Here is a 25422-nt window from a genome sequence, read left to right on the forward strand (position 1 = left end):
AAGGCGAAGGGATGAGTCGCCTGCCCGCCGCCGACCCTTCTCCCTGGGGTGCCCAGGTGCAGGCTGTGGCCCGGCGCTACGACCACGAGTTTGGCGGCAAGGCCTTTGATCTGCCCCCCGAGGTAGAAGAAATGGCGGTATTCCAGGACTGGATTGCCGGTACGCTGACGCCGCGTATTTCGACGCCCTTTTGGGAGTCGGTGAAGCCCCGCAAGCGCGATCGCTGCCTAGATATCGGCTGCGGCATCAGCTTTTTGATCTACCCCTGGCGCGAGTGGGATGCCCTGTTTCAGGGCCACGAGATTAGCTCCGTGGCCTGCGCGGCGCTGACTGCTCGCGGCCCCCAGCTCAACTCAAAGCTGTTCAAGGGTGTCACCCAAGGCGCCGCTCACCGGCTGGAGTATGAGCCCCAGACCTTCGACATGGCGATCGCCACGGGTGTCAGCTGCTATTATCCTGCTGACTATTGGGCCACGGTGCTGCAACAGGTAAAAAAGGTCCTCAAGCCCGGCGGCTGGTTTTTGTTCGACGCCATCAACCCCGAAGCCGAGCTAGCCGAACCCTGGGCCATTCTTGAGACCTACCTGGGGGCCGAGGTGCATCTAGAAGCCCTCGATCGCTGGCCCGCCCTAGTCAAAGCCGAGGGCGCAAGGGTCGTTTCCACCAAGGACTATGAGCTGTTTCGCCTCTTCAAGGTGAAGTGGGACGCTTAGGAGGCAGTTTTGAATTTTGAGCTTTGAGTTTTGAATTCAAAACTAAGCACTTAAAACTCAAAACTCTTCCCCTTCTCCCCACTGCCCCTGATTGCGCTACCATTAGCGGCGACATTTGGTCGAGAGGTCGCGCATGGGGTTGGGTTCGGGAAACGCCAAACTGGGTCTAGGACTGCTGCTACTCGTTCTACTGGGTGGCTGCAACCGGGGTGCTGAGGTCTCTGACGCAGTTTCTAGTGGGGTCAAGAGCACGCCCACGGCTGCAACCGAGGCGGCGGCACTAACGGAGGACGGTGGCTATCGATCGACACCCATTGACCCTATTCGCACCGCTCAGCTGGTGACCCAGGGGGAGGGGTCACAAGTGAATTTGCGATCGCAGCCCACCACCCAATCTGACTCGCGAGGCTATGGCCTTGGCGGCGACGTGGTGACGCTGCTGCGCCTGGCCGAGGGCGAAGGGGGCCTGAGCTGGTACTACGTCAAGTTTGCTCAGTCCGAAGCCGAGGGCTGGGTACGGGGCGACTTTATCGACACCAGCGCCCAGGTCGCTGCGCCGTCTCCCACCGCTGAAGAAATCACCACTGGCCCCTGCGGAGACAACCGACCGGAGGCGTTTTTTGAAACGAAGTCATTTAATATTCACCTGTGCCAAACCCCCCAGGGGCTGAGCTACATCGGCACCAACAAAACCAACAACAAAACCCTCACCACCGCCGACGTGCGCGATAGCCAAGGTACCTACATTGCCATCGACGGCAACCAGCAATACCACGTTAGCGATCAGGCCCTAGCGGTGTACCAGGTGAACGGCGGTAGCTACGACCAGCTCGAAGGCGAAGACGTGATTCGCCACGAGCGGTTTTTGTATTGAGAATGAGGGGATGGGGGAGATAGGGAGGATGAGGGAGATAGAGAGGAGAGTTTTAAGTTCTGAATTTTGAAGTTTAAGTTTTGGTTGTACACAAAACATTCAAAACTTAAAACTAAGCGTTCAGAACTTTTCTCCCCATCTCCTCCATCTTCCTCATCTCCCCCACCCCTCACCCAATCCCTAACCAGGCGGAATTTCATCCCGCGCCGGTGCCCGATCGGGTGGGGCCAAATCCACCGGAGCTGGGGAATAGGGATCCTCATATTCCTGGGGAGGTTGAGTCTCAAACGCCTCTGGTAGAGGTTCAGTCTCAAATTCTCCTGGGGGGCTGAGCGGGGCGGGGGTGGCGCCGCTGCCGCCAACGGGGGCCACAGGCTGGGCCATTTCGGCGTGGATGGTTTCGGTCATGCGGCGGATGAGCTCGCTGGCGCGGCCGTCGTTGGAGGGGCGCTGCACCAGTACGGCTAGGGCGTAGCGCTTGCCGTTGGGCACATCGACTAGGGCGACATCGCCCAGCATGGCCTCGATATCGCCGGTTTTGTTGGCTAGCAGTGAGCCATCGCGAATGCCGGAGGGAATCAGGCTTTCATTCTCGGTGCGCTGCATGATGCTGAAGAGGCGATCGCGCGACCTGGGCGTCAGCAGCCCCCCCTGGTCAATCAGGGCCATCAGCAGGGTCAGGTCTTTGGCGCTGGTGGTGTTGGTGCCGTCTAGGTCAGGCAGAGCATTGCGCAGCACGGTGTGCTCTAGCCCCCAGGCGGTAAAGGTCTGGTTGAGCGCCTCAATGCCTCCCAGGGCGGCAATCATCATGTTGGTAGCGGTATTGTCGCTAGTCACAATCATGCGGGTGGCGATATCTAGGGCGGTGTATTCGGTGCCCACCGCTTCACCGCGCAGGGTGCCTGAGCCGTTCGCCATGTACTCCTCTTGCAGGGCCATGGATTGGTTGAGGGCTAGAGTGCCCGCGTCGACCTGCTGCAAAAAAGCCACCAAAATTGGCACCTTAATGGTGCTGGCCGAGGCAACGGGTTCGGCTCCGCCCAAGTCGATATACTGGCCCGAATCGAGATCGACAGCAAAGCTGACTGGGGTGAGGCCCGGAGTCAGGGTGGACAGCTGCTCAAGCTCGCCCTTGAGATGAGAAATTTCGCCGGTCAGGCGCAGATCGGCCACGGTGGCAGCGGTGCCCTGCACCAGAGAACCACCAGCGGCGCGACCGGGCTTGGCCTGGGCGGCGGCGGGGGTAGCTTCCCCAGGGGCAGCCACGTTGCTGGGACTGAGCACCGATAGCAGGGTGCCGGCGATCGCCGCTACCCCCACCCCCAAAATAATCAGGCGAATCAGATAGAGCAGCGGCAGGGGAGGATTGGCCAGCCGTCGCCGGGCCGTCGCCGCCCGCGATCGTCGGGGCGGCATCGAACTGTCGCCTGCACCGCCGGGGTTAGCCGCCTCTTCCAGCACACCGGGGGCCGATAGGCCAACCCGCTGGGTTGGAGGGGCAGTGGGAGCGATCGCCGCGCGTCGAGACTGAGGACGTAGGGGGGTGACGTTGGGGGGCAGGGCTCTGGCGACGGTCTGCCCTCCCGCTGGAGCGATCGCACCGTTGGGATTCAAGGTGCTGGGGTGAATGCTGTGGGGATGCATTTGCAGCGGCGGGGCACCAGGTCGAGGCGGGCTCGGCGGAGCCGCCTGAACCACGCGAGCCGGGCGAGGCTCAAAGATCCGCCCCTTGGGCGCAGCGGGCTTGGGGCTGCTGGGCTGGGCTGGGCCCCGGCGGAAGGTTGGCAACGAAGCGTTGCGGGGGGTAGGGCGAATGACCGGCTCGTCGGGCTCCACCGGAGTTGGGCCGAAGTCGGGGGCGAGCTGCTGGTGCTGCCGCCACTGGTTGCGGCGGCGGGCCTCGGGCGACGGGCGCTGCTGCCCGTCATTGCCCCAGCCGCCGGGGTCGGCTTCGCCCGGCAGCTGAAGCTCGTCGCGACCAGGGCTAGGCCTGGGGTTTGACTCTCCCCAGGGCGAGCCCGCCTGAGGACGGCCTGCCGAAAATGGATTGCGAGGATCGTCGTACTGTGCCATTGTCTTTCGCCCTGTGCCTTTTGCCCTGTGTGCCCGTTCACCCGTCTGTCGCTGCGATCGAGGATTAGTCGTTTGTGGGAGCCTGGCTGGCTGCCCAGTTGATCTGCCGCAAAACGCCCCTAAGCATAGCCAATTCTTGGCGATCGGGACCGGCTCGATGCAGCAATCGCCGCAGTTTAGCCATGCGGCTTGCGGCGGTATGGGGGTAAAGATAACCGATTTTCAGCAAAACGATTTCCAAATCTTGATAAAAGCCCTCTATCTGCTCCAGAGGGGCCAAATGCCCCGTCGTCGCCGCCACCTCCACGGCCGGAAACGCTGCCCCTAGCGCCTCAGCCATTGCCACCCGATGGAGCAAGTAGGCACAGACCGCCACTGCCTGGGCCAGATTTAACGACGGGTAACTGTCGCTGGCCGGAATGCGCACCCAGCGCTGGGCATAGATCAGTTCGTCATTGCTCAGCCCCCGGTCTTCGGGGCCAAAAATCAGGGCGGCGGCAAAACTCTCGGCTGGCGTAGGGGGCAGCAGCCAGGGCAGAGCGGTCTCCGGCAGCTCTAGGGGCTGGTCTTGACGGTGCAGGCGACCGGTGGTAGCGATCGCCCGCTCACACCCCGCGATCGCCTCAGGCAGGCTCAACACCGTAGTCGCCGCTGCCAGCACATCGCCACCGTGCACTGCCATGCGCTGGGCCTCCTCCGCAGCCGGATCGCATTGGGGATTGACCAACACCAGATGGCGCAGCCCCATATTCTTCATGACCCGCGCCGTAGCACCCACGTTTAAAGGCCCCGCCGGCTCGACCAGGACAATGCGAATTTGGTCTAGCTGCCAGAGGGACATGGGGAAGTGGAGTAGGGTTCAAGGTACAAGGTACAGGGTTTACGGCGACGCCTTGAACCTTAAACCCTGTACCTCAACCCCTCTACAGTCCTACCCTGCCTCATCCTCAAACCGATAGCCCACACCGGTCACAGTTTTGACAAAGGTGGGCTGCGACGAGTCGGGTTCAACCTTTTTGCGCAGGCGGGCGATGTGGGTATCGACGACGCGCTCGTCGCCAAAGAAGTCTTCGCCCCAGAGTTTTTCGATCAGGTGGTGGCGGCTCCAGACCCGGCCGGGGTAGCTCATAAAGGTGGACAGCAGGTCAAATTCTAGAGGGGTGAGATCGAGCAGTTCTAAGTCGCCAGAGTCAAGCTGGCGATGAGCGGTGCGCTGGTCGAGGTCGAGGCTAAAGTGAGCCGTGCGGTAGGTCTGAGCGGGGGCCTCCTGACTGTGACGCAGGCTGCGGCGCAGCAGGGCTCGCACCCGGGCCACCAGTTCCCTGGGGCTAAAGGGCTTGACTAGATAGTCATCGGCTCCAGTAGACAGACCAATGATGCGGTCAATTTCTTCGCCCCGGGCTGTGAGCATGAGAATGTAGGGGTCTTTGGCCCCTGGCCCCTGGCGCACGCGGGCGCACACCTCCAGACCGTCGAGCTTGGGCAGCATGACGTCGAGAATCATCAGATCGGGCTGGAGAGTCTGCTGGTAGCGCAGGGCAGTTTCGCCGTCGTCGCAGACTTCACAGGTAAAACCCTCTTTTTCGAGGTAAAGCCGAATCAGGCGGGCAATTTCGGCTTCGTCTTCCACAATTAGAATCAGCACCGCGATCTATCACCCCAGATATCTTGTCCCAGAATATCAACCTTGCACTAGCATACTCACTAAGGAAGTCCCTGCCCCACTCGGGTTAGTCCTTGGGCTAGGCCACAGACTGGGCGTTGGGAGCAGCCGCAACAGTACAACTCAGGGTTAAGCCTAGGCTTGGGAGCACTTTAAACAACCTGGGGTTCTCCGCCTGGGTTGTTCAGTCTGGTCGTTCACGCTTTGGAGCACTACGGCTTGGGGCAATATCCATCGGTACGCCATGACCTCACTATCACCCTCCACCCACACGGGCTTTGAACCGCTGCAGCGGGCCTTTGCCATCTACCTCAAAGAGACGAAACTCTACCCTGGGCTAACCCTCGACTGTTCAGAGCGGGCGGGGCGGCTGCTGCTGCTGGCGGAGCACAAGGCCCCGGAGGCGAATGCACCTAGGGCTTTACTGAAGGATCTGGAGTCGGCGTTTCGGGAGCTGGTGCCAACGGTGGGGTTGCCGGATGCCGACTGGGCGGCGGTCGATGCTCTAGCGGTGCGGGTTTATCTCAAACTCAAGTCGGTCGCTCAGCCCTATGCGATGCACACGTTCACCTGGCACCCCCGGGATGCGGTACAGGCGATTTTTCCGGCAACCGCTGCCCCCGCTGCGATCGATACGGCTGTTGAGGTTGAGGCGGATGATATTGAGATTGATGCTGCCGGTGGTCGTCCCGACGATCTCGGGGCCTTTGAGTTGTCTGAGGTTGAAGCCGTTGACCCCAACGTCAGTGCTGCCGAGGCCAACGCCAGAACGGATTCCCCTGGAATTGGATTTAGTGATGCGGCCCTAGCGCTGCCCGATGCGGCGGTGCAGCCCCCCGCAGGGCCAGGGTGGGGACAGCGCAGCCGGAGTTGGGCTCGCCACGGGCTGCGATCGCTGCGGGACTACTGGAGCTATGGCCTAGCAGGGCTAATTTTGGTGGGCAGCGGGGCCTTTGCCTACGCCCTATCGCGCCCCTGTGTAGTCGGGAGCTGCGATCGCCTCGCTGAGGCCACCGAATACTATGAGCTGGCCCAAGCTACTCTGATCGGCAATCCGACCGGCGATGACCTGGCCACGGCCCAGGCCGACCTCCAAACGGCGATCGATATGCTCACCCCCATTCCCACCTGGTCGGCCTACTACGACACAGCCCAGGGCGACCTGGCGCGCTACGAGGGCAACATTGTCTTCCTCAACGCCATTGTTCGCGCCCAGGCGTTGGCCAATGAGGCGGCTAACCTGAGTCAATCGCCGCCCCACCCCGTGGAGCGATGGGTTAAGGTGCACCTGCTCTGGCAGCAGGCGATCGACCGGCTCAGCACCGTTTCTGTCGACAGCCCAGCCTTTGACTACAGCCAGCAAAAGCTGCGCGAATATCGGGCTAACTACAGCGCCATTGGCCGCCGCATCGTGGCCGAAGAGGAGGCCGAGGCCAACTTTAACACCGCTATTCAAACTGGCGACCTGGCTCGTCAACGCATGGAAACCGCCAACTCCCTGGCAGGTTGGCAACTGGCCGCCAAGGAGTGGCAGGCTGCGATCAACGGACTGTCGCTGATTCCCCAGGGCACCGTGGTCTATGACGAAGCCCAGGCTCAGATTAAGGATTACCAGGGGCAGCTCAACCGCGCCAGCAGCCGCTCTACCCTGGAGGAGGCCGGTGCCCAAAACTATCACCAGGCGGTGCAGGCTGCCCGCAGCGCCGCAGCTGCCGAGGCCAAGGGCCAGTGGACCCTAGCGGTGACCCAGTGGCGTCAGGCGGTGGCCAGCGCTCGGCAAATTCCCGCTGACACCATCTTGGCGGCGGAGGGCGGGGTGCTGCTGGAAACCTACCAGCCGGCCTTGGCCAACGCCCAAAATCGCCTTCGCACCGCCGTGGCGCTGCAAACGTTAACCACCAACCTAGCCCAGCTCTGCGAGTTTTCCGCCACTCCCTGCACGGTGCGTGAAGATGCCAGCCAGATTCGCGTGGTGCTCTCTAGCCAGTACGCCGAGCCCCTGCGCCAGGCCATTACCCCACCGGCGGCGGACGGCACCTTTGCCTTTACCAATCAGCTCAACTCCAACTCCCAAAAGCTGATTGAGCAGATTATTACCGCCAGTCACCAAGTTGACCGTCAGGTGGCCGTATACGACGCCCAGGGTGGGTTTGTGGCTCGTTACCGGCCCGACCTGGGTGGGTTTATCAGAAATTAGGGCAAATCTATGCAACCACGGGAGAGGCTACCTTAATCTGGTTTTTGCCGTTGTACTTAGCGGCGTAGAGGGCCGCGTCGGCCAGTTGATAGCTCTGGGTAACGCCCTGGTCGGAGGTAAAGCCGCTGATGCCAATGCTGACCGAGACCAGTGGGCAACGGCTGGGAGGCTGGAGCTGGGGCATAGTGATCTGCAAAATCTCTTGGCGAATGACCTCGGCCTTATCTAAGGCTTCTTCGGGCAGACAACCCACCATGAGCAGGGCAAACTCGTCACCGCCGATGCGGGCAGCCAGGTCAGTGGTGCGAATCTGGCGACTGAGCACCTGCCCGACGGCCTGAAGCAGCTGGTCGCCCACGCTGTGGCCGTAGGTGTCGTTAATGTCTTTGAACCCGTCGAGGTCGAGCAGCATGAGAGTGTGGCCCGTTGCCCCCGGCTGATAGACTAGGGCCGTTAGGGCAGCCTCTAGCCCCCGACGGTTGGCAATGCCGGTGAGGGGATCTTGCTCTACCAGCGCCCGAATGGTGACCAGGTCCTTGTGGGTGTTGAGCAGCTGTGGCACCAACCCTTTGAGTTCCCAGGCAGTGTACAGGCTAATCATGGCAGTAATCCAGGTCCACGCGCCTTCGAGCCAGTAGTTGGTGTGCCAGATGTTCCACACACGCAGGCAGTGGCCAATGCCACAGCTAAAGATAAAGGCCGCAAAGAGCAGCAGCACCGGCCGAATCTGGGTGTCGATGTGCTGTCGGTTCAACAGCAGCAGCAGCGGAATCGAAAAGTAGGCTATTGCTACTGCTAAGTCACTAACCACATGCAGAGACGTCAGCTGGAGATCCCACAGGAAACACGACCCGTGGGGCATAAGAGCAATCATGGGAAACACAATTAAGGGAACAGGCGTTACACCTGCGGTAGGTAGTTGGGCTTACCGCTAATGCCATGCCACCACTGCGCAAAACGGCACGGCAACATTGTGTAACCACAGACCTTCATACCTTTACCAAAAGACTCTGGGGCGGCAAGGGTATAAAGCCCTAATCAGTCAGGGATTTTCTCAGTACACTACTGGATGCCCCTAGAATTCCCCCCATGACATTATTGCAAACGCCTCTTTATTCTGCCTGCGTCGAGCAAAAGGCGCGCATGACTGAGTTTGCTGGCTGGTCTATGCCTGTGCAGTTTAGCGGCATCAAGCAAGAGCACCAGGCAGTACGGCAGCGGGCTGGGCTATTCGACATCTCTCATATGGGCAAGTTTGAGCTGCGAGGGCCGGGCGTAATTGCTGCCTTACAAACCTTAGTGCCCTCTAACCTGGGGCGACTTACCCAGGGCCAGGCCCAGTACACCGTGCTGCTCAACCCCGAGGGCGGCATTATCGACGATCTGATCGTCTACCTGAAGTCATCGCCCGTTGGCTCAGGAACGGGTTTGGAGACTGTAGCGCTGATTGTCAATGCTGCCACCACCGACAAGGATAAAACCTGGCTGCTAGAGCATTTGGCGGGTACAGGGATAGAGCTGGTGGATGAATCGCGCGATCGCGCCCTAATCTCCATCCAGGGGCCCGCCGCCGCCGCCTTGCTCCAGCCCCATACGAGCCTTGAGCTGAACGCGCTAGGCCGCTTTGCTCATCGAGACACGGCTTTGTTGGGGCAGATGGCCTGGGTCGCCCGCACCGGCTATACCGGTGAAGACGGCTTTGAAATCATGACCGACCCCGACACTGCCCTAGCCCTGTGGCAAACCCTGACAGAGGCCGGTGCTGCCCCCTGCGGCCTCGGAGCGCGCGATACCTTGCGCCTAGAGGCCGCCATGGCCCTCTACGGCCAGGACATCGACGACACCACCAGCCCCCCAGAGGCGGGCTTGGGCTGGCTGGTGCATCTGGATGAAAAGGGAGATTTTATCGGGCGATCGGTGCTTGAGCAGCAGCGGGCCGAGGGCGTCAGCCGTCGTCTGGTGGGCTTGGCGATGACGGGTCGCCATATCGCCCGCCACGATTACCCAGTGCTCTACCAGGGCGATCGCGTCGGCACCATCACCAGCGGCACCCTGGCCCCAACGCTGAATATCCCCATTGCCCTAGCCTACGTCGCCGCTCCCCTGGCCAAGGTAGGCCAGGTCCTTGAGGTCGAGGTGCGCGGTGAACCCCAAGGGGCGACGGTGGTGAAGCGGCCGTTTTATCGGGCGAAGTGAGGAGTGGGGAAGGTGAGGGGGATGAGGAAGATGGAGAAGTCAAGCATCTCCCCTACCTCCCTTATCTACCCATCCACTCATCCGTCATTCCCTGCGCCAAAACCGCCGTCTCGTGGCACACTGACACTGGATTCTATCAACTCTGCACGGTAGCTGCGCTACAAACTACTCTTCCTGGGGCGATATGAGGTTACGCTATGGCATTTGAATATCCTGAAACCCTGAAATATCTCGACAGCCACGAATATGCCCGCACCGATGACGACGAGGGCATTGTCACCGTGGGGATCACCGCCTTTGCGCTCGACCAGATGGGGGACATTGTCTTCTTAGAGCTGCCTGAAATCGGCGACAGCCTGGAAAAGGGCGAAAAATTTGGCACGGTGGAGTCGGTCAAGGCGGTGGAAGAACTTAAATCGCCGGTTTCTGGTGAGGTGCTAGAGCGCAACGAAGCGCTGATCGAGGCCCCTGAGCAGATTGGCGATGACCCCTATGGCGACGGCTGGCTGGTTAAAATTAGAGCTACCGACCTCGACGATCTCGATGACGCCCTCACCGCCGACGAGTACAAAGACCAGGTGGGCGGCTAGGCATTGCGTTTATTCAAGACATGGCTATACTAGGGCTGACTTTCACTGCGCCTCTAGCTGGGCGGGTTTATCGTCCCCTTGGCTAGCAGTGAGCCACTCTCAGGAAGCGGGTATGGCTTCGGACCAAGACACCTCTGAGCGACCGATTTATCCAGGGCCAACCCATGGGTCTTCTCGACCTGTGCCGCTGCCCCCGGGCCTCCCCGTCCGTGACCCAGGGTCGCCCCGCTACGATCCCCTGGCTGAACTGCGGCAGCGAACCGATGACGGTGCGGCTGTCGCCCCTGTGCAGTCGCGGCCGCGTCGCGCCCTAGTGCAGCGGCTGGCAAAAACCTGGCCAGTCTGGTCGGTGGGTGTACTGGTACTGGTGTCCGGGGTGGGGGCAATGTCGGCCATCAGCCTATTTCGGATTCCTAACCTACCCAACTGCCGGGCGATTTTTTGGCCTACGGCCTCGGCAACGACCCGATTGCAGTGCGCCGAAGCCTACGCCGAGCAGGCCACGGTGGAGGGCTATTTAGAAGCGATCGCCCTGCTAGAGTCTTTGCCCGCCGATCACCCCCTACGAGGCGAGATCGACCTACGCATTGAAGACTGGTCTGAAGAGATTCTGGCGCTGGCCGAGACCACGTTTCAGGCGGGCGATTTGGCTGAGGCGATCGCGATCGCCCAGCGCATTCCTAACCACACCGCTGCGGCCCAGCTTGTCAGCCAGCAGGTCAGCGACTGGAACCAAATCTGGAAAGACGCCGAAACTATCTACCAGGCCGCTGAGGCCGACCTCAAGGCGCTGGCTTTTCAAGATGCTTTCGCCAAGGCCATTCAGCTGCTGGACGTAGACAATACCCACTGGCAAACCACCAAGTACGACGAGCTGACCGATAAAATCACCGCCGCCCGGGAAGATCTCAACAAGCTCGGCAAGGCCAAAGAGCTGGCTCGGCAGCGCACGGTCAAAGCCATGCAGGAGGCCCTAGCGATCGCCCAGGGCATCGATAGCAAGAGCCCAGTTTATGCTGAAGCGCAGACGGTGATTCGCCAGTTTGGGCGCGACCTGTTGGATATGGCTGAATCTGCCCTAGAGCGGCGCGACGCCGAGGCAGCAGGGCAGATGCTCGAAGCCATTCCGGCGTCGCTGAGTATGGGGGCCGAGATTGCCGATATGCGCACCCTGATTGACGCTAGCCAGCTGTCGTGGCAGGGCGGCATCAGCGGGTTGGAGGGAGCGATTGTGCGCCTTCAGAGCATTGGGGCCGATCGCCCCCTCTACAACAAGGCCCAAGGCCTGATGCGCCGCTGGCAGGAAGAAGTGGATGGGCGATCGCAGCTAGAGTGGGCCCGACAGGTGGCAACCCCCGGCACCATCGCCGACCTCCAGGCCGCCATTATTGAAGCCCAAAAAGTGTCCAGCGCCAACCCTGCCTGGGATGACGCTGAGGATCAAATTAGCCGCTGGCGAAGTCAGATCGAAACCAGCGAAGATCGGCCCATTCTCAGCCAGGCCCAGCAGCAGGCCCAGGTAGGAGATCTAGCTGGGGCGATCGCCACCGCTCGCCAGATTGGCTCTGGCCGCGCCCTCTACGACGAAGCTCAGGAAGAGATTAGCCAATGGCGGGCCGACCTCCAGCGGGCCGAAGACGGTCCTTTGCTGGCCCAGGCCCGCCAGCTCGCCGCCCAGGGCCGATTAGCCGAAGCCGTAGCGGTAGCCTCGCGCATTGGCTCAGGTCGCGCCCTGCACAGCGATGCTCAGGCCAACATTCAAACCTGGCGGAGTCAGCTCCAGGGGCAGCAGCTATTGCAGCAGGCCTACCAGTCGGCTCAGCTGGGTACCGTGGGGGCCCTGGTCGATGCAATCCGGCTGGCCCAGCAGGTGCCCGAAAGCAGTCCCCAGCGGGCCGAATCGACCCAGGCCCTCACCCGCTGGAGCTGGGACATCTTGCGCCTAGCTGAAACCGAAGCCGTGACTAACCCCAGCCGGGCGATCACCCTGGCCGAGGCCGTGCCTGCTCAAACCGAAGCCTACGCCCAAGCCCAGCTGCGCCTGCGCGAGTGGCGTGCCGCCCTAGAGCCCCAGCGCGGCATGACCATGCCTTGAGGAAAGCCCCTAGTGACGGCAGTACCCTAGGGTGGGAGAATCTGTCTGCTGACAGGTAGATTCTCTCGCCCAGGACCGATCAATTGGGCCCATACTCCACTAAGATTTTCCTAAGCATTCGCGGTTGTTTAGCGCTATCCATGCACGGCTCAATGTCTGATTCGGAGAAAATTCCAGAAATTCTCAAGCTAATTGACATTCTCGATGGGCTAGAGGCATTAATTGAGAGCGCCCCCAACGAAGACGTAGAGGATGTTTTAGAAGAGGCGTGGCTACAGATTAGCGACACCTTCCCCGACGACTTTAAGGCGGCTACCCAGCATGATGCCGGAGCCGAGGGGCTGCGGCGCTACCTGAAGGTGAAGACATTCTTTGAGAACCCCTCCGAACGCTCGATTGGGGCAGCAGAGCTAGAGGAGTACTACCGCAGCTACATTGCCGCCGAAGAGGACGAAGAGCCCACCGACTTTTTCTTTCCGGAGTAGGGCGGAGAGCAGGCTCGGGCTAGTGTGGAGCCGCAGTGCTAGCGGGGGTTGGCATCAGCAGGGTTTCGGCCTCTTCGGCGGGCAGGGGTTTGGCAAACCAGTAGCCCTGGCCTAGCTCGCAGCTCAGGTGTTGCAGGTGGCAGAGCTGGGCCTCAGTTTCGACACCCTCGGCGATCGCGGCCATTCCCAGGCGATTGCTCAGCGTAATAATGGTCTCCACGATGTCAGAGTTGCGGCGGTTGGCCTCCATGGCCATGACAAAGGATCGATCGATCTTGAGGGCGTCGACAGGGAGCTGGTGCAGGTAGCTGAGGGATGAATAGCCGGTGCCAAAGTCGTCGATGGTGACGGTAAAGCCGTGGTGTTTGAGCTGCTGCAAAATCGTTACCATGGCCTGAATGTCTTCGATCAGGGTGCTTTCAGTGATTTCGAGGTTGAGGTGGTGGCCCTGAAGCCCGGTCTGTCCCAAAATGCGAGTCAGGTCACTGAGCAGATCGGTACGCAGTAGGTCTTTGACCGAAAAGTTGATGCTCACCGTCAGATCGGCCCGGTGGGGGTAGCGCTGGTGCCAAATCGCCAGCTGCTGGGTGGCCTGACCCAAGACCCAGCGATCGAGGGGGACAATCAGCCCGGTCTCTTCAGCAATCGGGATAAAACTGTCGGGGGAAATGAAGCCGCGATCGGGGTGCTGCCACCGCACCAGAGCCTCAAACCCTGAGATCTGCTTGGTTTTGAGGTGAAAGATGGGCTGGTAGTAGAGCACTAGCTGATCGCGATCAATGGCGTCGCGCAGCTCCTGCTCGAGCTGGAGCCGCTGTAGGGCTTGCAGGTGCATCGACTCGTTAAACACCACGTAGCGGCCTCGCCCTTGGGCCTTAGCTCGGTACATGGCAATATCGGCGTCGCGGAGGGAGTCGGAGGGGGTGTGGGAGTCGCCCACCCCCATGACAATGCCGATGCTGGCGTTGAGAAAGACGTTGTGCCCGCCTACCGTCAGGGGCACTTGCAACTCTTGCAGCAGCCGTTCGGCAATGCGCACGGGCTCGTGCAGGGTGTCGAGGTCTTCGAGCAGCAGCACAAACTCGTCGCCCCCAAGGCGAGCGGCCAGGTCGCTGGTGCGAATGAGCGATCGCAGCTTCTGAGCCACCAGCACCAGCACTTCATCTCCCGCTAGATGGCCGAGGCTGTCGTTAATCACCTTGAAGTGGTCCAAATCGAGGAACAGAACCGCAAACTGGCGCTGGCTACCGCGCTGGCAGCGCTGAATGGCCAGTTCGAGCCGCTGCATCAAAAAGTTGCGGTTGGGCAGCTGGGTGAGGGCGTCGTGGAGGCTATTAAACAGCATTTGATCGGCCACGCGGCGGTGCTCGGCCTCGGCCAGCCGCCGCTCAGTAATGTCGGTATAGGTACCGCTCATGCGCAGGGGGCGCTGGGCGTCATCCCATTCGACGACTTTGCCCCGGTCGAGCACCCACACCCAGTGGCCCTGGCGGTGGCGCAGCCGAAACTCACAGTCGTAGGCAGGGGTGTCGCCCTCAAAGTGGCGCTGCAGGGCGACTTTTTTGCGGCCCCAGTCATCGGGGTGGACAAACCGCTGCCAGGTATCAATGCGGGCGGGGCCGAGGTCGCCAGTGCTGTAGCCCATCAGCGCCGCACAGCGATCGCTAACCCAGACTTCCCCGGTTTGCACCTGCCAATCCCAAATGCCAATCCCTGAGCCTTCGATGGCCAGGTGCAGCAGCTCTCGGGTGCGCTCTAACTCGGTCATGGCCGCGCGGCGATCGCGGCGGCTGTGGGCCTCACGTACCTCGCGCCGCACCGCCTCGGCGAGGCGAGAGAGATTGTCTTTCATCACGTAGTCGTGGGCTCCGGCCCGCATCATAGTCACGGCGGTGGCCTCCCCCACGGTGCCCGATATGACAATAAACGGCAGGTCGCAGGAGCTTTGCTGAAGTATCTCCAAGGCCGCAGGGGCGTTGAACTGGGGTAGCTGATAGTCAGACAGCACCACATCCCACTCCTCAGACGCGATCGCCGCACGGAAGTCAGCCGCCGTTTGCACCTGCACCCAGGTGGGGGCAAACCCCGCCCGCCGCAGCTCTCGCAGCAGCAGCAGCAGATCGTCGTCGGAATCTTCTACAATCAGCGCCCGTAAGGGTTCGGCAACAGTCATGGCAACGTGGGAGGCAGCTCACTTATCAATGCCCAATAGAGGCCGAGCTGGCGCACGGCTTCAGTAAACTCGTCAATGTTTACAGGCTTGCGGACGTAGCTGTTTGCGCCCAGGCTGTAGCTTTCAATGATATCCCGGTCTTCGCTAGACGAGGTGAGAATGACGACCGGCAGCAGTCGGGTGCGATCGCTGGTTCGAATCTGCTGCAGCACCTCTAGCCCATTGACCTTGGGCAGTTTGAGGTCGAGCAGCACCACGCAGGGCAAGAGGGCTGAGTCAAATACCTGCCGCAGGGCCTCTTCGCCGTTGTGGGCGACTACTATAGGGTTGGCCAGGTGGCCCTGGCGCAGGGCGCGCAGGGTAAGGCGCTCATCGTCGGGGTTGTCTTCCACCAGCAGAATGGGGCGCAGCGCCGTCATGGCTGCACCTCAGCCCCTAGGACCACCTGGGGCAGGGTGAAGTAAAAGGTGGCCCCCTGCTCGACGGCGGCCTCGGCCCAAACCCGCCCCCCCTGGCGGTGAATCGCCCGCTGCACCGTCGCTAGGCCAATGCCGGTGCCGGGAAACTCGTCGGTGTTGTGCAGACGCTGAAACACGCCAAATAGCTTGTCGGCATAGGCCATGTCAAACCCGGCGCCGTTGTCGCGCAGGTAGTAGACGGGCTCACCCCGCTGCCTTTCGAGCCCAAAGTCAATGCGGGCGCTGGCCTGGTGGGCCGTAAATTTCCAGGCGTTTTGCACCAGGTTGGCGATCGCCACCCGCATCAGCGTCGGGTCGGCGGTCACCGTAAGCCCATGGGCGATGGTGACGGTGACGGTGCGATCGGCATCGACCCGTTGCAGCTCATCGATCTGCTCCTGCACCAGGGCGCTGAGGTCAACGGGCACGTAGGTCATGGCCTGACGCGACACCCGCGACAGCCGTAGCAGGTCGTCAATCAGCTGCCCCATGCGGCCGACATTGTGGCGAATCCGGTTGAAATAATCGTGCCCCTCTTCCCCAACCTGGTCGCCGTAGTCTTCGACCAGGGCGCGGCTAAACCCATCAATCGCCCGCAGCGGCGCGCGCAAATCGTGGGAGACCGAGTAGGCAAAGGCTTCTAGCTCGTGGTTAGACGCCCTGAGCTGGGCGGTGGTGCGCAGCAACTCGGCTTCGGCCCGCTTCTGATCAGTAATGTCGTAGTTGATGCCCACCATTGCCAGGGCCGCTCCGGCGGGCGATCGCTGCACCATAGCCGCGGCGCGTACCCACCGCAGCTCACCGTCGGGGCGGTAAAACCGAAACTCGATGTCATAGGGCAAGCCGTCTTTCAGGGCTTGGTGAATGGTTGCCTCGACGGCGGGCCAGTCGTCGCCATGCACGCGGCTAGCCCAGTCCTCGAAAACGGCAGCCTGACCCAGGTCTTCGAAACCCCAAATTTCGTACATGCGCTGGTCCCAATGAACCGCCTGGTGGAGATCCCAGTCCCAAGCGCCAATGCGTCCTGACTCTAGGGCTAACGACAGCCGCAGCGACAGGTCTTGTAGCTGAGTTTCGGCGCGCTTCTTCTCAGTGATGTCGTAGTTGATGCCTACCATGCTCAGGGGCTGCCCCTCGGGGGTGCGATAGACCAATGCGCTGGCCTTAATCCAACGCAGCTCGCCGTCACTGCGACAGATGCGAAACTCACTGTCATAGGCGACATCATTAGCCAGGGCGGCCTGAAGGGCTGCTTCTACCGCCTGCAGGTCGTCGCTGTGAACCCGATTGCGCCAGTCTTGGTAAGTAGTAGGCCGTTCCTCATCAAAGTCATATAGCTCGATCAGGCGCTGATCCCAGTTGATGGCATTGGTAACGACATTCCAGTCCCAACAGCCAAAGCTCCCCGATTCTAGGGCTAGAGTTAACCGAGCTGAGATGTCCTCAAGCTCGACGGCGGACTGTTTTTGGTCGGTAATGTCGTAGTTAATGCCGACGATGCTCACGGGGCGGCCGTAGGCATCTCGCTGGGCCAGGGCGCTAGAGCGAATCCAGCCGAGGCTGCCGTCGCCCCGCCAGATGCGAAACTCCACGTCATAGGGGGCGTTGCTGTCGATGAGAGCCTGGTTAGCGGCTTCAACCCAGTCAATGTCGTCGGCATAGACCTGAGCCCGCCAGTCTTGGTAGGTGGCCTGCCGCCCCAGGCGAGCAAAGCCATACAGGTCAACCAGGCACTGATCCCAGATGACTTCGTCAGTACTCAAGACCCTCTCCCAGGTACCAATGCCTGCCGATTTAAGGGCCAGAGAGAGGCGCAGCGACAGGTTTTGCATCTCAGCGTTGTGCTGCTTGCGATCGCTAATATCCTGCACGGTGCCCGTCAGGTGGGTGAGTTGGCCGGCGCCGTCGACCAGAGCTTCGCCTTTGACATGAATATGGCCTGGACTGCCGTCGGCACGCACAATGCGAAACTCGCTGTCGAAGGGTTGGTGGGTGGCGATGATAGCCTCTATGGTCTGGTGGTGGCGGGTTTGATCGTCTGGGTGAAAGTAGCTCTGCAAGGCTTCACAACTGGTGAGTTTGGCCTCGGGGTGGAGGCCAAAAATGCGATAGACCTGCTCTGACCAGGTGATGCGATCGGTGGCCACGTCAAACTCCCAACTGCCCAGATTACCAATGCGCTGAGCTTCCTGGAGGTGAACCTGATTTTTTCTCAGCTGCGCCTCGGTCTGCTTGAGCTGAGTGATGTCGACGTGGCAGCCCACCATCTGTAGGGGATGGCCGGCGTCATCCCAGGCAATCACTTGGCCAGCGTAAATCATCCAGACAATAGAACCGTCTTTGTGGCGATAGCGCACTTCGTTGTAGTAAGGCACCTCGCCGTGGCTCTGAACATGCTGATTGAAGTTGTCCAGAGTAGAGGGTAAATCCTCGGGCACCATCAGGGTCCGCCAGGTGTCGATGGTATTGGACAATTCGTGGTCGGCGTAGCCCAACATGAGCTTGAGGCTGGGGCTCATGTAGGCGGTGTTGGCGATAAAATCAATATCCCAATAGCCTGCCAAGATTGACTCTAGAATGCGTTCTAGCAGAGCTAGCTCGTAGCGCAGCTGCTCAGTTTTTTGGCGGCTGGCGGCGGCGGCTTTGCGATCGTTGATGTCTGTAAAGTAGACCGTGGTGCCGTTGCTGTCGGGGTAGAGCCGCATCTCAAACCAGGTGTCTAAGGGCGGAAAGTAGTATTCCAAAAACTCGGGCTGCTGCTGCTCAATGGCGCGGTGGTAGACCTCGTAGATGGGGGTGTTCACTGCCTCAGGGAACTCGTCCCAGACATGGTTGCCGAGGATCTGCAGCGCCGATCGCCTCAGGGTTTGCTCACCGCTGGGGTTGAGGTACACACAGCGCGAGTCGCGGTCAAAGGCGATAATACCGTCGTTGATGCGGTCAAACACGCGGGCTAGACCGTCTCGCGCCGCCGTGGCATCACGCTGGGCCGCCTGGGCGGCGGTGAGCAGCCGCTGCTGGGTCTGCTGGGCCACCACTCGATCGCTGATATCACGCGAAATGCACAGCAGCGACTCAATCTGCCCTTGCTCAGACCACTCGGGGGCGATCGCCATCTCAAAGTGCCGCTGCCCAACCAACGTCGGGGTGGTAAATTCAATCGTCTGTTTTTCTCCGGTAGCCAGTACCACGGCCGCCGCCGCTTCCCAGTCGTTGACCATAGCCTCGTCAAGACTAAGCTCACGACAGGTTTTGCCTAAACAGACGGCCGCATCAACACCCAAAATTTTGGTTAGCGCTGGGCTGACGTAGAGATGGCGCAGATTGCGATCAAACCGCTCGATAATATCGGGGGAGTTTTCGACTAGATTTTGGTAGTGCTGAAGAGCTTTATCCGGGCTATCGGCGATCGATCGCTGTGCCCCTGGGCCAACTTTTCCCAGTCTGGTCCAGAGGGCCTCAGGGGTGAAGTCTGCTGCCAAGAGATAGTCAGCGGCCCCCAGCTTCATCGCCTCTAGGGCAGCGTGCTCCTGCCCAGGCCCAACCAGCACGATTACCGGCAGAGGACGCTGCTGACATTCGCCTAGGGTGCTCAAAAATGCTAGCCCGCTGCCTTCGGCCCAGGCCAGGTCCAGAATAACCCAATCGGCCCTGCCGGTGAGCCACAGATCCAAGGCTTGGGCGAGCGTAGTAGCCTCGATCAAAGTACAGGTAGGCGGGGTGATCGCAGCGGGCGGGTTGAACTGGGTGCGATCGGCTCCGTCCACCAGCAGCAGCAGACTCGCTTGGTCACGCGGCGGCGCTTCTTGGTGCAAAGGGCCTTCTGTCATTGGGGTTCGAGACCGAAGCTGGGCCATAGCACAACGCCACAACAGAACAGAGAAACAATCAACCCTGGGGGTGACGATCTACTGTTTAGACTACCCTGACTATCCTGGCTGCCCCAGAGTAGTCACATAAATCACCGCTTCGTCAGGCGGAATACCCAGCACCTCATTGACCTGGTCGTCAAAAAAGCCGCCGATGCCGCTCACCCCTAGCCCCAGCCGGACGGCCGCTAGATTGAGCCGCTGGCCTAGGTGCCCGGCATCGAGGTGCAGGTAGCGGTAGACGCGATCGCCGTAGGCCGCCACGGCCCCCTCTAAATCGGCGGTGTGAAACACCACAGCAGCGGCGTCGCGGCCCAGCTCTTGCCCCAGACAGAGGTAGTGCAGCTCGCGGCGAAAGTTTTTGAAGCGCACCTGGCGCAGCTCTTCGCTGCGGGGGGCGTAGTAGTAGCAGCCATCATCGAGCCCCTCGACTCCACAGGCCACCACAAAAGTGTGTACCAGGGTGCGATCGCAGTAGTCGGGATCGGGGTCAAACCCCTGGTTGCAATAGTGGTGGGGCTGGTAGGTAAAGTCGAGCAACAGCCTTAGCGCCTCTAGGGAAATTGAGCCGCCGGTGTAGCGCCGAGTCGACCGCCGCTTAAATACTGTTATCTCTAGCTCCTCTAGATGAGGTCCCCAGTCGATCGAGGCGGTGGTAGTGGGCACCCGCAACCCAAAGGGCAAGTTGTATTTATCTTCGAGGGTATCGGCGGGCTGGGGGGTGTCGCCCGTGGGGCGCATCGCCCACGGGGGCACGTCGGCGGTGGGGGCGATGGCGGTCGCCTGGTGAAAGTAACTCAGCAGTTCTCCATCGGGCACCGATGGGAACTGGGTCTGGGGCGGCGTAGCAAAGGCCACCTGGGCACAGGGCAGGTTTTGCTCCACCATCAGCAGGTCGGCCAGAGGCAGCACCGCCAAAGCCCCCTCCTGGGTAGCGTCAATGTAGAGCAGCTCAGCCATGGCCTGGTCAGCAAAGCTGGCCACCAGGTGGGGGCGATAGTCAACCAGGGCGCAAGCCAGCTCCAGATTGCCCAATAGATGGCCTACATCGAGGCAAATGCGGCGGTAGGCCCGATCTTGGTAGCGCCAGGCGGAGCGATAAAATACCCCTGTCACCACCAGAGCCAGATGGGTCGACTCCAGTGCCGGGTGCCAAAAGCAGGCTCGCTGTAGATTCTGCCAGCCGTGATCATCCCAGTAGCGCCAGAGGCTGTGGCTGCGGGCCTGGTAGTTGTAGAGCCCTGCTGGCAGCAGCCGAGTTCCGCGCGAAATAATATAGATCTCCGCCGGATACAGCCCCCCCGCTGAGGGGGCCGATCGCAGATAAAAGGTCTGCCCCGTGGCGGTCGGAAACTTGGCCGTCAGTCCATAGGCATTGATCAGCAGCCGCGATAGCCGCATCCAGTCGACCCGCTCGCTGTCTGGCTCTGGCGGGTTGCTCTCATCTATATAGGGTTTGAGGTCAATCTCGGTTCCTACTCGGTAAGTCTTAAAGGGAGTAGGTTGACGGCTGTAGTCGAGGGGCTGTGCCTTCGACTTGAGGGTATCGGGGTCGTACTTAGTACGGCTGTGGTAGTGCTGGGCGATGGAAACCAGAGCGTCGGGCATGGCCGGAAGGGAGGGTGCGATGATCAAAGTCCGACCCAAAGGGCCATCGCGGGCCGCGCCGGACGGGTGTGATCAGTGTAGCCTACAGGAAAAGCATGGGGAGCGTTCCCCCGCCGGCTCTCCCTGTCGAGCGTCTTGCCTGCGGGTAGCAGGTGCATGGTCTGGTGCTGGTGATTGCGTGAATCGGCCTGCCGTGGGAAAGATTAAAGGGCAAGCCTGGCTCCCGATTAACCGTGGCATCAAAAACCTGAAGAGAAGCTTAACGCGCCCATGTTGCGAAACGTAAACGCGTACATTGGCAGATGACGTTTAGTTGAGCACAAATACTCAGGCTTGCGCCCTGATTTCAGCAACAGCGATGGATCGACTTACAAAAGATGCCCTGCTGGCGGCATATCAAAACGGTCAGCGATGCTTTAAGGCGATTGATTTGACCGGGGCTGAACTGTTCGAGGTAGATTTGCGTCAGATCGATTTGCAGGGTAGCTGCCTAGACAAGAGCTATATTCCCTACAGCAACCTCAGCGGGGCGAAGCTGGGGGGCGCAAGCCTGATAAAAGCCCATTTGGGCGACGTCAACCTCTACGGGGCTGACCTGCAAGCCGCCCTGCTAACCGGAGCCGACCTGGGCCGCGCCGATCTGCGCGGGGCCAATCTGCGGGAAGCCAACCTGGAGGGGGCCAACCTCAGCGGGGCCGATCTGCGCGGGGCCGATCTCAGCGCCGCCAATTTGGAGGGGGCCAGTCTCAGCGGAGCCAGTCTCAGCGGGGCCAGTCTCAGCGGGGCCAACCTCAGCCGGTGCAACCTGTTCCGGGCGACGGGGGCCGACCTGGTCGAGAGCTACTGCGACGGCACAACAATTCTGCCCAACGGCTACAACTATGGCCGCTAGAAGGGCCGCTAAAGGCCGGTAAACCCCCAGCCAAATGTTGCCGGCCCCTGCCCTAACCCTTTGAAGTATCAGGTATCCTAGTCCTATTCCATTAGGACAGTCCTGATGAGGCAGCCCATGCGTTCCCTGGCCGATGTTCCCCGACCCCTATTGCTGCTGGCGCTGATGTTGATCAGCGGCGGGGTGGTGCGGCCTGCGATCGCGCAGGATTCTCAACAGGCCGGGCCTCAAGCCGTCCAGTCCCAGGAATCTGTGCTGCTGGCCCAAGCTTCAACCACCGCCGAGCTAGAGCGCCTGAGCACCGAGGCCGATCTGGCCTTTCGCCGCGCCACCACTCTATTCTTTGTCATGCTGGGCACCCTGCTGCTGCTGCTCAGCGTTGGCGTGGTAATGCTCTGGTTGATGCGGCGATCGGTGATTCAAGAAGTCTCTGTCGTTGTGCGCAACCAGATCAACGACATCACCGATTTAGAAACCAAGATTCAAACCGCCACCCGTGACCTCGACTACATTTTGACCCAAGCCAAAGAGCGGGCCACCGAACTCAATAGCCGCACCGATCGCTTCCAGGAAGAGGCGGTGACCAAAAAGCAGGTGCTCAACCGGCTGGTGGATGACCTGGCGGAGTTCAAAGCCCGCACGATCAACGACTGGCAGTCGACCCTGAGCGATTTGCAGGTGAAGCTAGAGTCGACCGAGGCCAACTTTGTCGGGCACTTGACCGGGCTGCGGGCAACCGCCGATGACGAGATCACCACCCTGCGCAAAGATACCCAGCTCCAGCGTGACGTGGTGTTTCGCACTCTGGAAGAAAACCAGACCGGCTTTTTGCGCGACGTGAACCGATTGCGCAGTGACGTAGAAGTGCATCAGGATGCGGTGCTGCAAAAGATCGGCAACGCCGAGACCAGCTTTGCCGACCAGATGGGCACGATAACGCTGGCGATGCAGGAAGAGCGCGATCGCGTCATGGTGGCCCTAGCCGATTTGCGCCAACAGCTCACCACCCAAGCCAGCGACCAGGTCGAGCGCCAAACCGCCTCCATTGCCGAAGCCCTAGAGTCGCTGCGCCAGGGCAGTCTCACCCGTCTGCAAACCCAGACCGAAGAGATCAGCCGCCAGCTGGGCGATCTGCAGGTCAGCGCCCTAGGCGAACGCGACCTGGCGCTGCAAACCATTCAGCGCTCTATCGACGAGTTTACCCAGCGGTTTGCCAACCTGCGCAGCGAAGTAGACGGCCAGCGCAGCCGCATCTTGGCCGATCTGCGCCGTCAGGCCGACGAGTTTTTGGCTCAGTTTGGTGGCCTAAAACTCGATATTGAGAAGCAGCAGGACATGCTGCTGGGCGACCTGCGCCGGGCAGCGGATGAGGCCCTGGAACGCTTTACGGCTACCCGGGCCGAGGTCGATGCTCGCCAGCAAAACACCCTCGACGACTTTCAGCGCACGGCCCAAACGTTGCAGGGTCAGCTCAGCCAGATGGCCACCGAGGCCGAAATTCAGCGTTCCACCCTGCTGGCCGATGTGGAAGGCACCGCCAACACCTTTCGCCAGCAGGTGCGGGTGTTGCAAGAGGCGGCGGGAGAGCAGCAGCTCCAGGTGCTCGATGGGCTGCGGGCTATGGAAGCGGCCTTTACCGAGCAGCTCAATCAGGTGCGCGGCACCATCTTCACCCGCCGCGATCGCGTCCTCGACAAAATCGACACCTTCGATGCCCGCCTCAGCGAAGATTTGGCCACCCTCGGCAGCACCACCGCCGAGCGTGAGGCGGCGGCCCGCACCCAGCTCGACGGGCTGATGGCCGAAATGGCGGAGCGCTTTGCCCGACTGGAGGCCGATATTGAGGCCGGGCGCGAGGTCACCCTGGGTCGTTTAGGCGACTTGCAGCAGAGCTATCGGGTGCGGCTGGAAGCCATCCAGGCTGAAGCCCAGCACCAGAAAGACGATATTATGCGCCGCTTGGGCGAGGTGTCACCTCAGTACCTGGCCGACTCGTTTATGAGCGAGGCGAGGCAGCAGTTTGAGATGATCACCGATAAAATCGGTCGGCTGGAGACCAACCGGCCTCAGCTGTTTCTCACCGCCGATGAATATATTGGCCGGGGCGATCGCTACCTGGCGGACGGCGACTATGCCCTGGCGGTGGCCGAGTACGACAAAGCCCTCGACATTCAGCCGGTCAACACCCAGGTGTGGCTCAACCGAGCCACGGCCCAGCAAGCGCTAGATCAGCTAGAGGGGGCGATCGATTCCCTTGACCATGCTCTGGAGCTAGAGCCCAAGCACACCGTCACCCTGATGCAGAAAGGCCTGATCCTTCGCGAGCTGCGCCGCCACGAAGACGCCCTAACGGTGTTTGACCAGCTCACCGAAATCACCCCCGACGATGCCAAGTCCTGGCTCAACCGGGGCATGGTGCTCAGTCGCCTCAAGCGCCGCGAAGATGCGATCGCCGCCTTTGACAAAGCCCTGGAGATTCACCCCGAATACCATGAGGCCTGGGTCAACCGGGGGGTGTCCTACGGCATTTTGCAGCAGCACGAGGAAGCGTTTAATTCCTTTGATAAGGCGGTTGAGTACCAGGCCAACGATGCGATCGCCTGGCTCAACCGGGGCCTCTCGCTGATTGAGCTAGAGCGCTACGACGACGCCCTAGCGAGCTTTGACAAAGCCACCCGCTTCAACCCCGATGCCCCCAAGGGCTGGGATAACCGAGGGCTGGCGCTGGTAAAGCTGGGTCGCGACGAGGATGCAATCAAGAGCTTTGACCGGGCGATCGCCCTCGACCCCGACTACCCCAAAGCCCACTACCACAAGGCCCTGTGCTATGCCCTCCAGCGCCAGTTCGACAACGCCATGGAGGCGCTCCAGCAGGCGGTGCGCCTCGACCCCGACTACCGCGAAGAAGCCCGCACCGAGCCTGCCTTCGACGAACTCTGGAGCGACAACTGGTTCCGCGAGCTGGTGGAATAGGTTGCAGAACTGCCTCCCCAGGGGCAAAGAGCAGGTGCATCTGGGCGCATTCGGCACCGCTGTCGGGCGATCGCTAAAGGTTGTTCAAGATTGAGAAATGTAACTAATAGTTTACTTTTCGCTTTCAATTGACGAAAGGTAGGCCTATACTGACCCCAGAATCTGGCCTACCTATTGGCTACTCAATTTTTCAAAAAATTGTTCGGCCTATCTAAAATTCTCGACTCCTATTGCCCCAGTCTTTGCAGCAGCCCAGCTAAATTGTCGTAATGGGCTTTTCATTTTAAGTCTTCTCTTGTTATCGGTTTATACAGTTAAAACCTGCTCCTCCAGATTCAGTTCTGGAGTGAACTAGAGTTTGCAAATCTTCTGGATTATGTACTTTGGTCCATCTGCGCAAGGCCCGAATAAGGGGGTCTGTGAGGTTTAGCACGTTTACAGATTCATGCCTTGATTCAGCTATACCTCTAAAATTTTGCTCAGCCATTCATGCTAGTGAGTTTGAACCGATCGCCCAGCTGCAAGCGTTAATTTTGCCTTAAAAACTGACTAGCTCTCTCCCT

The 25422-nt window shown here is 60.6% G+C and carries 17 protein-coding genes; 9 read left to right on the plus strand and 8 right to left on the minus strand.

Annotated elements, in window-relative coordinates; genetic code table 11:
• Positions 1-11: 11 nt before the first annotated feature.
• Together H6F75_RS13990 and H6F75_RS13995 are read left to right on the plus strand one after the other, a co-directional pair.
• Positions 12-713, plus strand: a complete 702-nt coding sequence (locus H6F75_RS13990) for a class I SAM-dependent methyltransferase (RefSeq protein WP_242020010.1) — start codon at positions 12-14, stop codon at positions 711-713.
• A gap of 133 nt (positions 714-846) precedes the next feature.
• Positions 847-1587: an SH3 domain-containing protein gene (locus H6F75_RS13995; RefSeq protein ID WP_190753093.1), complete on the plus strand. Its 741-nt coding sequence runs from the start codon at positions 847-849 to the stop codon at positions 1585-1587.
• Positions 1588-1767: 180 nt separating this feature from the next.
• On the opposite strand, the gene H6F75_RS14000 is transcribed toward H6F75_RS13995, so the two are convergent.
• The 3 genes from H6F75_RS14000 to H6F75_RS14010 all read right to left on the minus strand — a co-directional run bounded on the left by H6F75_RS14000 (position 1768) and on the right by H6F75_RS14010 (position 5305).
• A complete protein-coding gene (locus H6F75_RS14000; RefSeq protein ID WP_190753094.1) occupies positions 1768-3660 on the minus strand; it encodes a serine hydrolase in 1893 nt (630 codons plus the stop codon).
• A 64-nt stretch (positions 3661-3724) separates the two neighbouring features.
• Complete coding sequence (locus H6F75_RS14005) at positions 3725-4501, minus strand: RNA methyltransferase (RefSeq protein WP_190753095.1); 777 nt, start codon at positions 4499-4501, stop codon at positions 3725-3727.
• A gap of 90 nt (positions 4502-4591) precedes the next feature.
• Complete coding sequence (locus H6F75_RS14010) at positions 4592-5305, minus strand: response regulator (RefSeq protein ID WP_190753096.1); 714 nt, start codon at positions 5303-5305, stop codon at positions 4592-4594.
• A gap of 262 nt (positions 5306-5567) precedes the next feature.
• On the opposite strand from H6F75_RS14010, the gene H6F75_RS14015 reads away from it, so the two are divergent.
• Entirely contained in the window at positions 5568-7520 is a 1953-nt protein-coding gene (locus H6F75_RS14015) for a hypothetical protein (protein ID WP_190753097.1), read from the plus strand.
• A gap of 7 nt (positions 7521-7527) precedes the next feature.
• Here H6F75_RS14015 and H6F75_RS14020 read toward each other — a convergent pair whose 3' ends face one another.
• Positions 7528-8394 carry a GGDEF domain-containing protein gene (locus H6F75_RS14020; protein ID WP_190694387.1) on the minus strand — a complete coding sequence of 289 codons (867 nt, stop codon included), beginning with the start codon at positions 8392-8394 and terminating at the stop codon, positions 7528-7530.
• A 215-nt stretch (positions 8395-8609) separates the two neighbouring features.
• Between H6F75_RS14020 and gcvT the strand changes: the two genes are divergently transcribed.
• The 4 genes from gcvT (at position 8610) to H6F75_RS14040 (ending at position 12886) form a co-directional block, all read left to right on the plus strand.
• Positions 8610-9716 carry a glycine cleavage system aminomethyltransferase GcvT gene (gcvT, locus tag H6F75_RS14025; RefSeq protein WP_190753098.1) on the plus strand — a complete coding sequence of 369 codons (1107 nt, stop codon included), beginning with the start codon at positions 8610-8612 and terminating at the stop codon, positions 9714-9716.
• A gap of 197 nt (positions 9717-9913) precedes the next feature.
• Positions 9914-10306, plus strand: a complete 393-nt coding sequence (gene gcvH, locus H6F75_RS14030; protein WP_190753099.1) for a glycine cleavage system protein GcvH — start codon at positions 9914-9916, stop codon at positions 10304-10306.
• Between the two features lie 112 nt (positions 10307-10418).
• Entirely contained in the window at positions 10419-12401 is a 1983-nt protein-coding gene (locus H6F75_RS14035) for a chromosome segregation ATPase (protein WP_190753100.1), read from the plus strand.
• Between the two features lie 152 nt (positions 12402-12553).
• Positions 12554-12886 (plus strand): hypothetical protein, encoded by a 333-nt coding sequence (locus tag H6F75_RS14040; protein ID WP_073609342.1) that lies wholly within the window; start codon positions 12554-12556, stop codon positions 12884-12886.
• 19 nt (positions 12887-12905) lie between these two features.
• Here H6F75_RS14040 and H6F75_RS14045 read toward each other — a convergent pair whose 3' ends face one another.
• From H6F75_RS14045 to H6F75_RS14060, 4 genes are all read right to left on the minus strand, one after another.
• Complete coding sequence (locus H6F75_RS14045) at positions 12906-15059, minus strand: EAL domain-containing protein (RefSeq protein WP_190753101.1); 2154 nt, start codon at positions 15057-15059, stop codon at positions 12906-12908.
• Positions 15056-15478: a response regulator gene (locus H6F75_RS14050; protein WP_190753102.1), complete on the minus strand. Its 423-nt coding sequence runs from the start codon at positions 15476-15478 to the stop codon at positions 15056-15058. Before H6F75_RS14050 ends, H6F75_RS14045 begins: the two co-directional genes overlap by 4 nt.
• Entirely contained in the window at positions 15475-19347 is a 3873-nt protein-coding gene (locus H6F75_RS14055) for a PAS domain-containing protein (protein WP_190753103.1), read from the minus strand. The genes H6F75_RS14050 and H6F75_RS14055 overlap by 4 nt, the downstream gene beginning before the upstream one ends.
• Positions 19348-19446: 99 nt before the next feature.
• Positions 19447-20994 carry a SagB/ThcOx family dehydrogenase gene (locus tag H6F75_RS14060; protein ID WP_190753104.1) on the minus strand — a complete coding sequence of 516 codons (1548 nt, stop codon included), beginning with the start codon at positions 20992-20994 and terminating at the stop codon, positions 19447-19449.
• Between the two features lie 358 nt (positions 20995-21352).
• Between H6F75_RS14060 and H6F75_RS14065 the strand changes: the two genes are divergently transcribed.
• The gene (locus H6F75_RS14065; protein WP_190753105.1) at positions 21353-21886 is read left to right on the plus strand and encodes a pentapeptide repeat-containing protein; all 534 of its coding nucleotides are present in this window, start codon (positions 21353-21355) and stop codon (positions 21884-21886) included.
• A 105-nt stretch (positions 21887-21991) separates the two neighbouring features.
• On the plus strand, positions 21992-24859 hold the full coding sequence (locus H6F75_RS14070) for a tetratricopeptide repeat protein (RefSeq protein ID WP_190753106.1): 2868 nt from the start codon (positions 21992-21994) through the stop codon (positions 24857-24859).
• The last annotated feature ends 563 nt before the right edge of the window (positions 24860-25422 follow it).

The organism is Nodosilinea sp. FACHB-131, from assembly GCF_014695395.1.
Taxonomy (GTDB): Bacteria; Cyanobacteriota; Cyanobacteriia; order Phormidesmidales; family Phormidesmidaceae; genus Nodosilinea.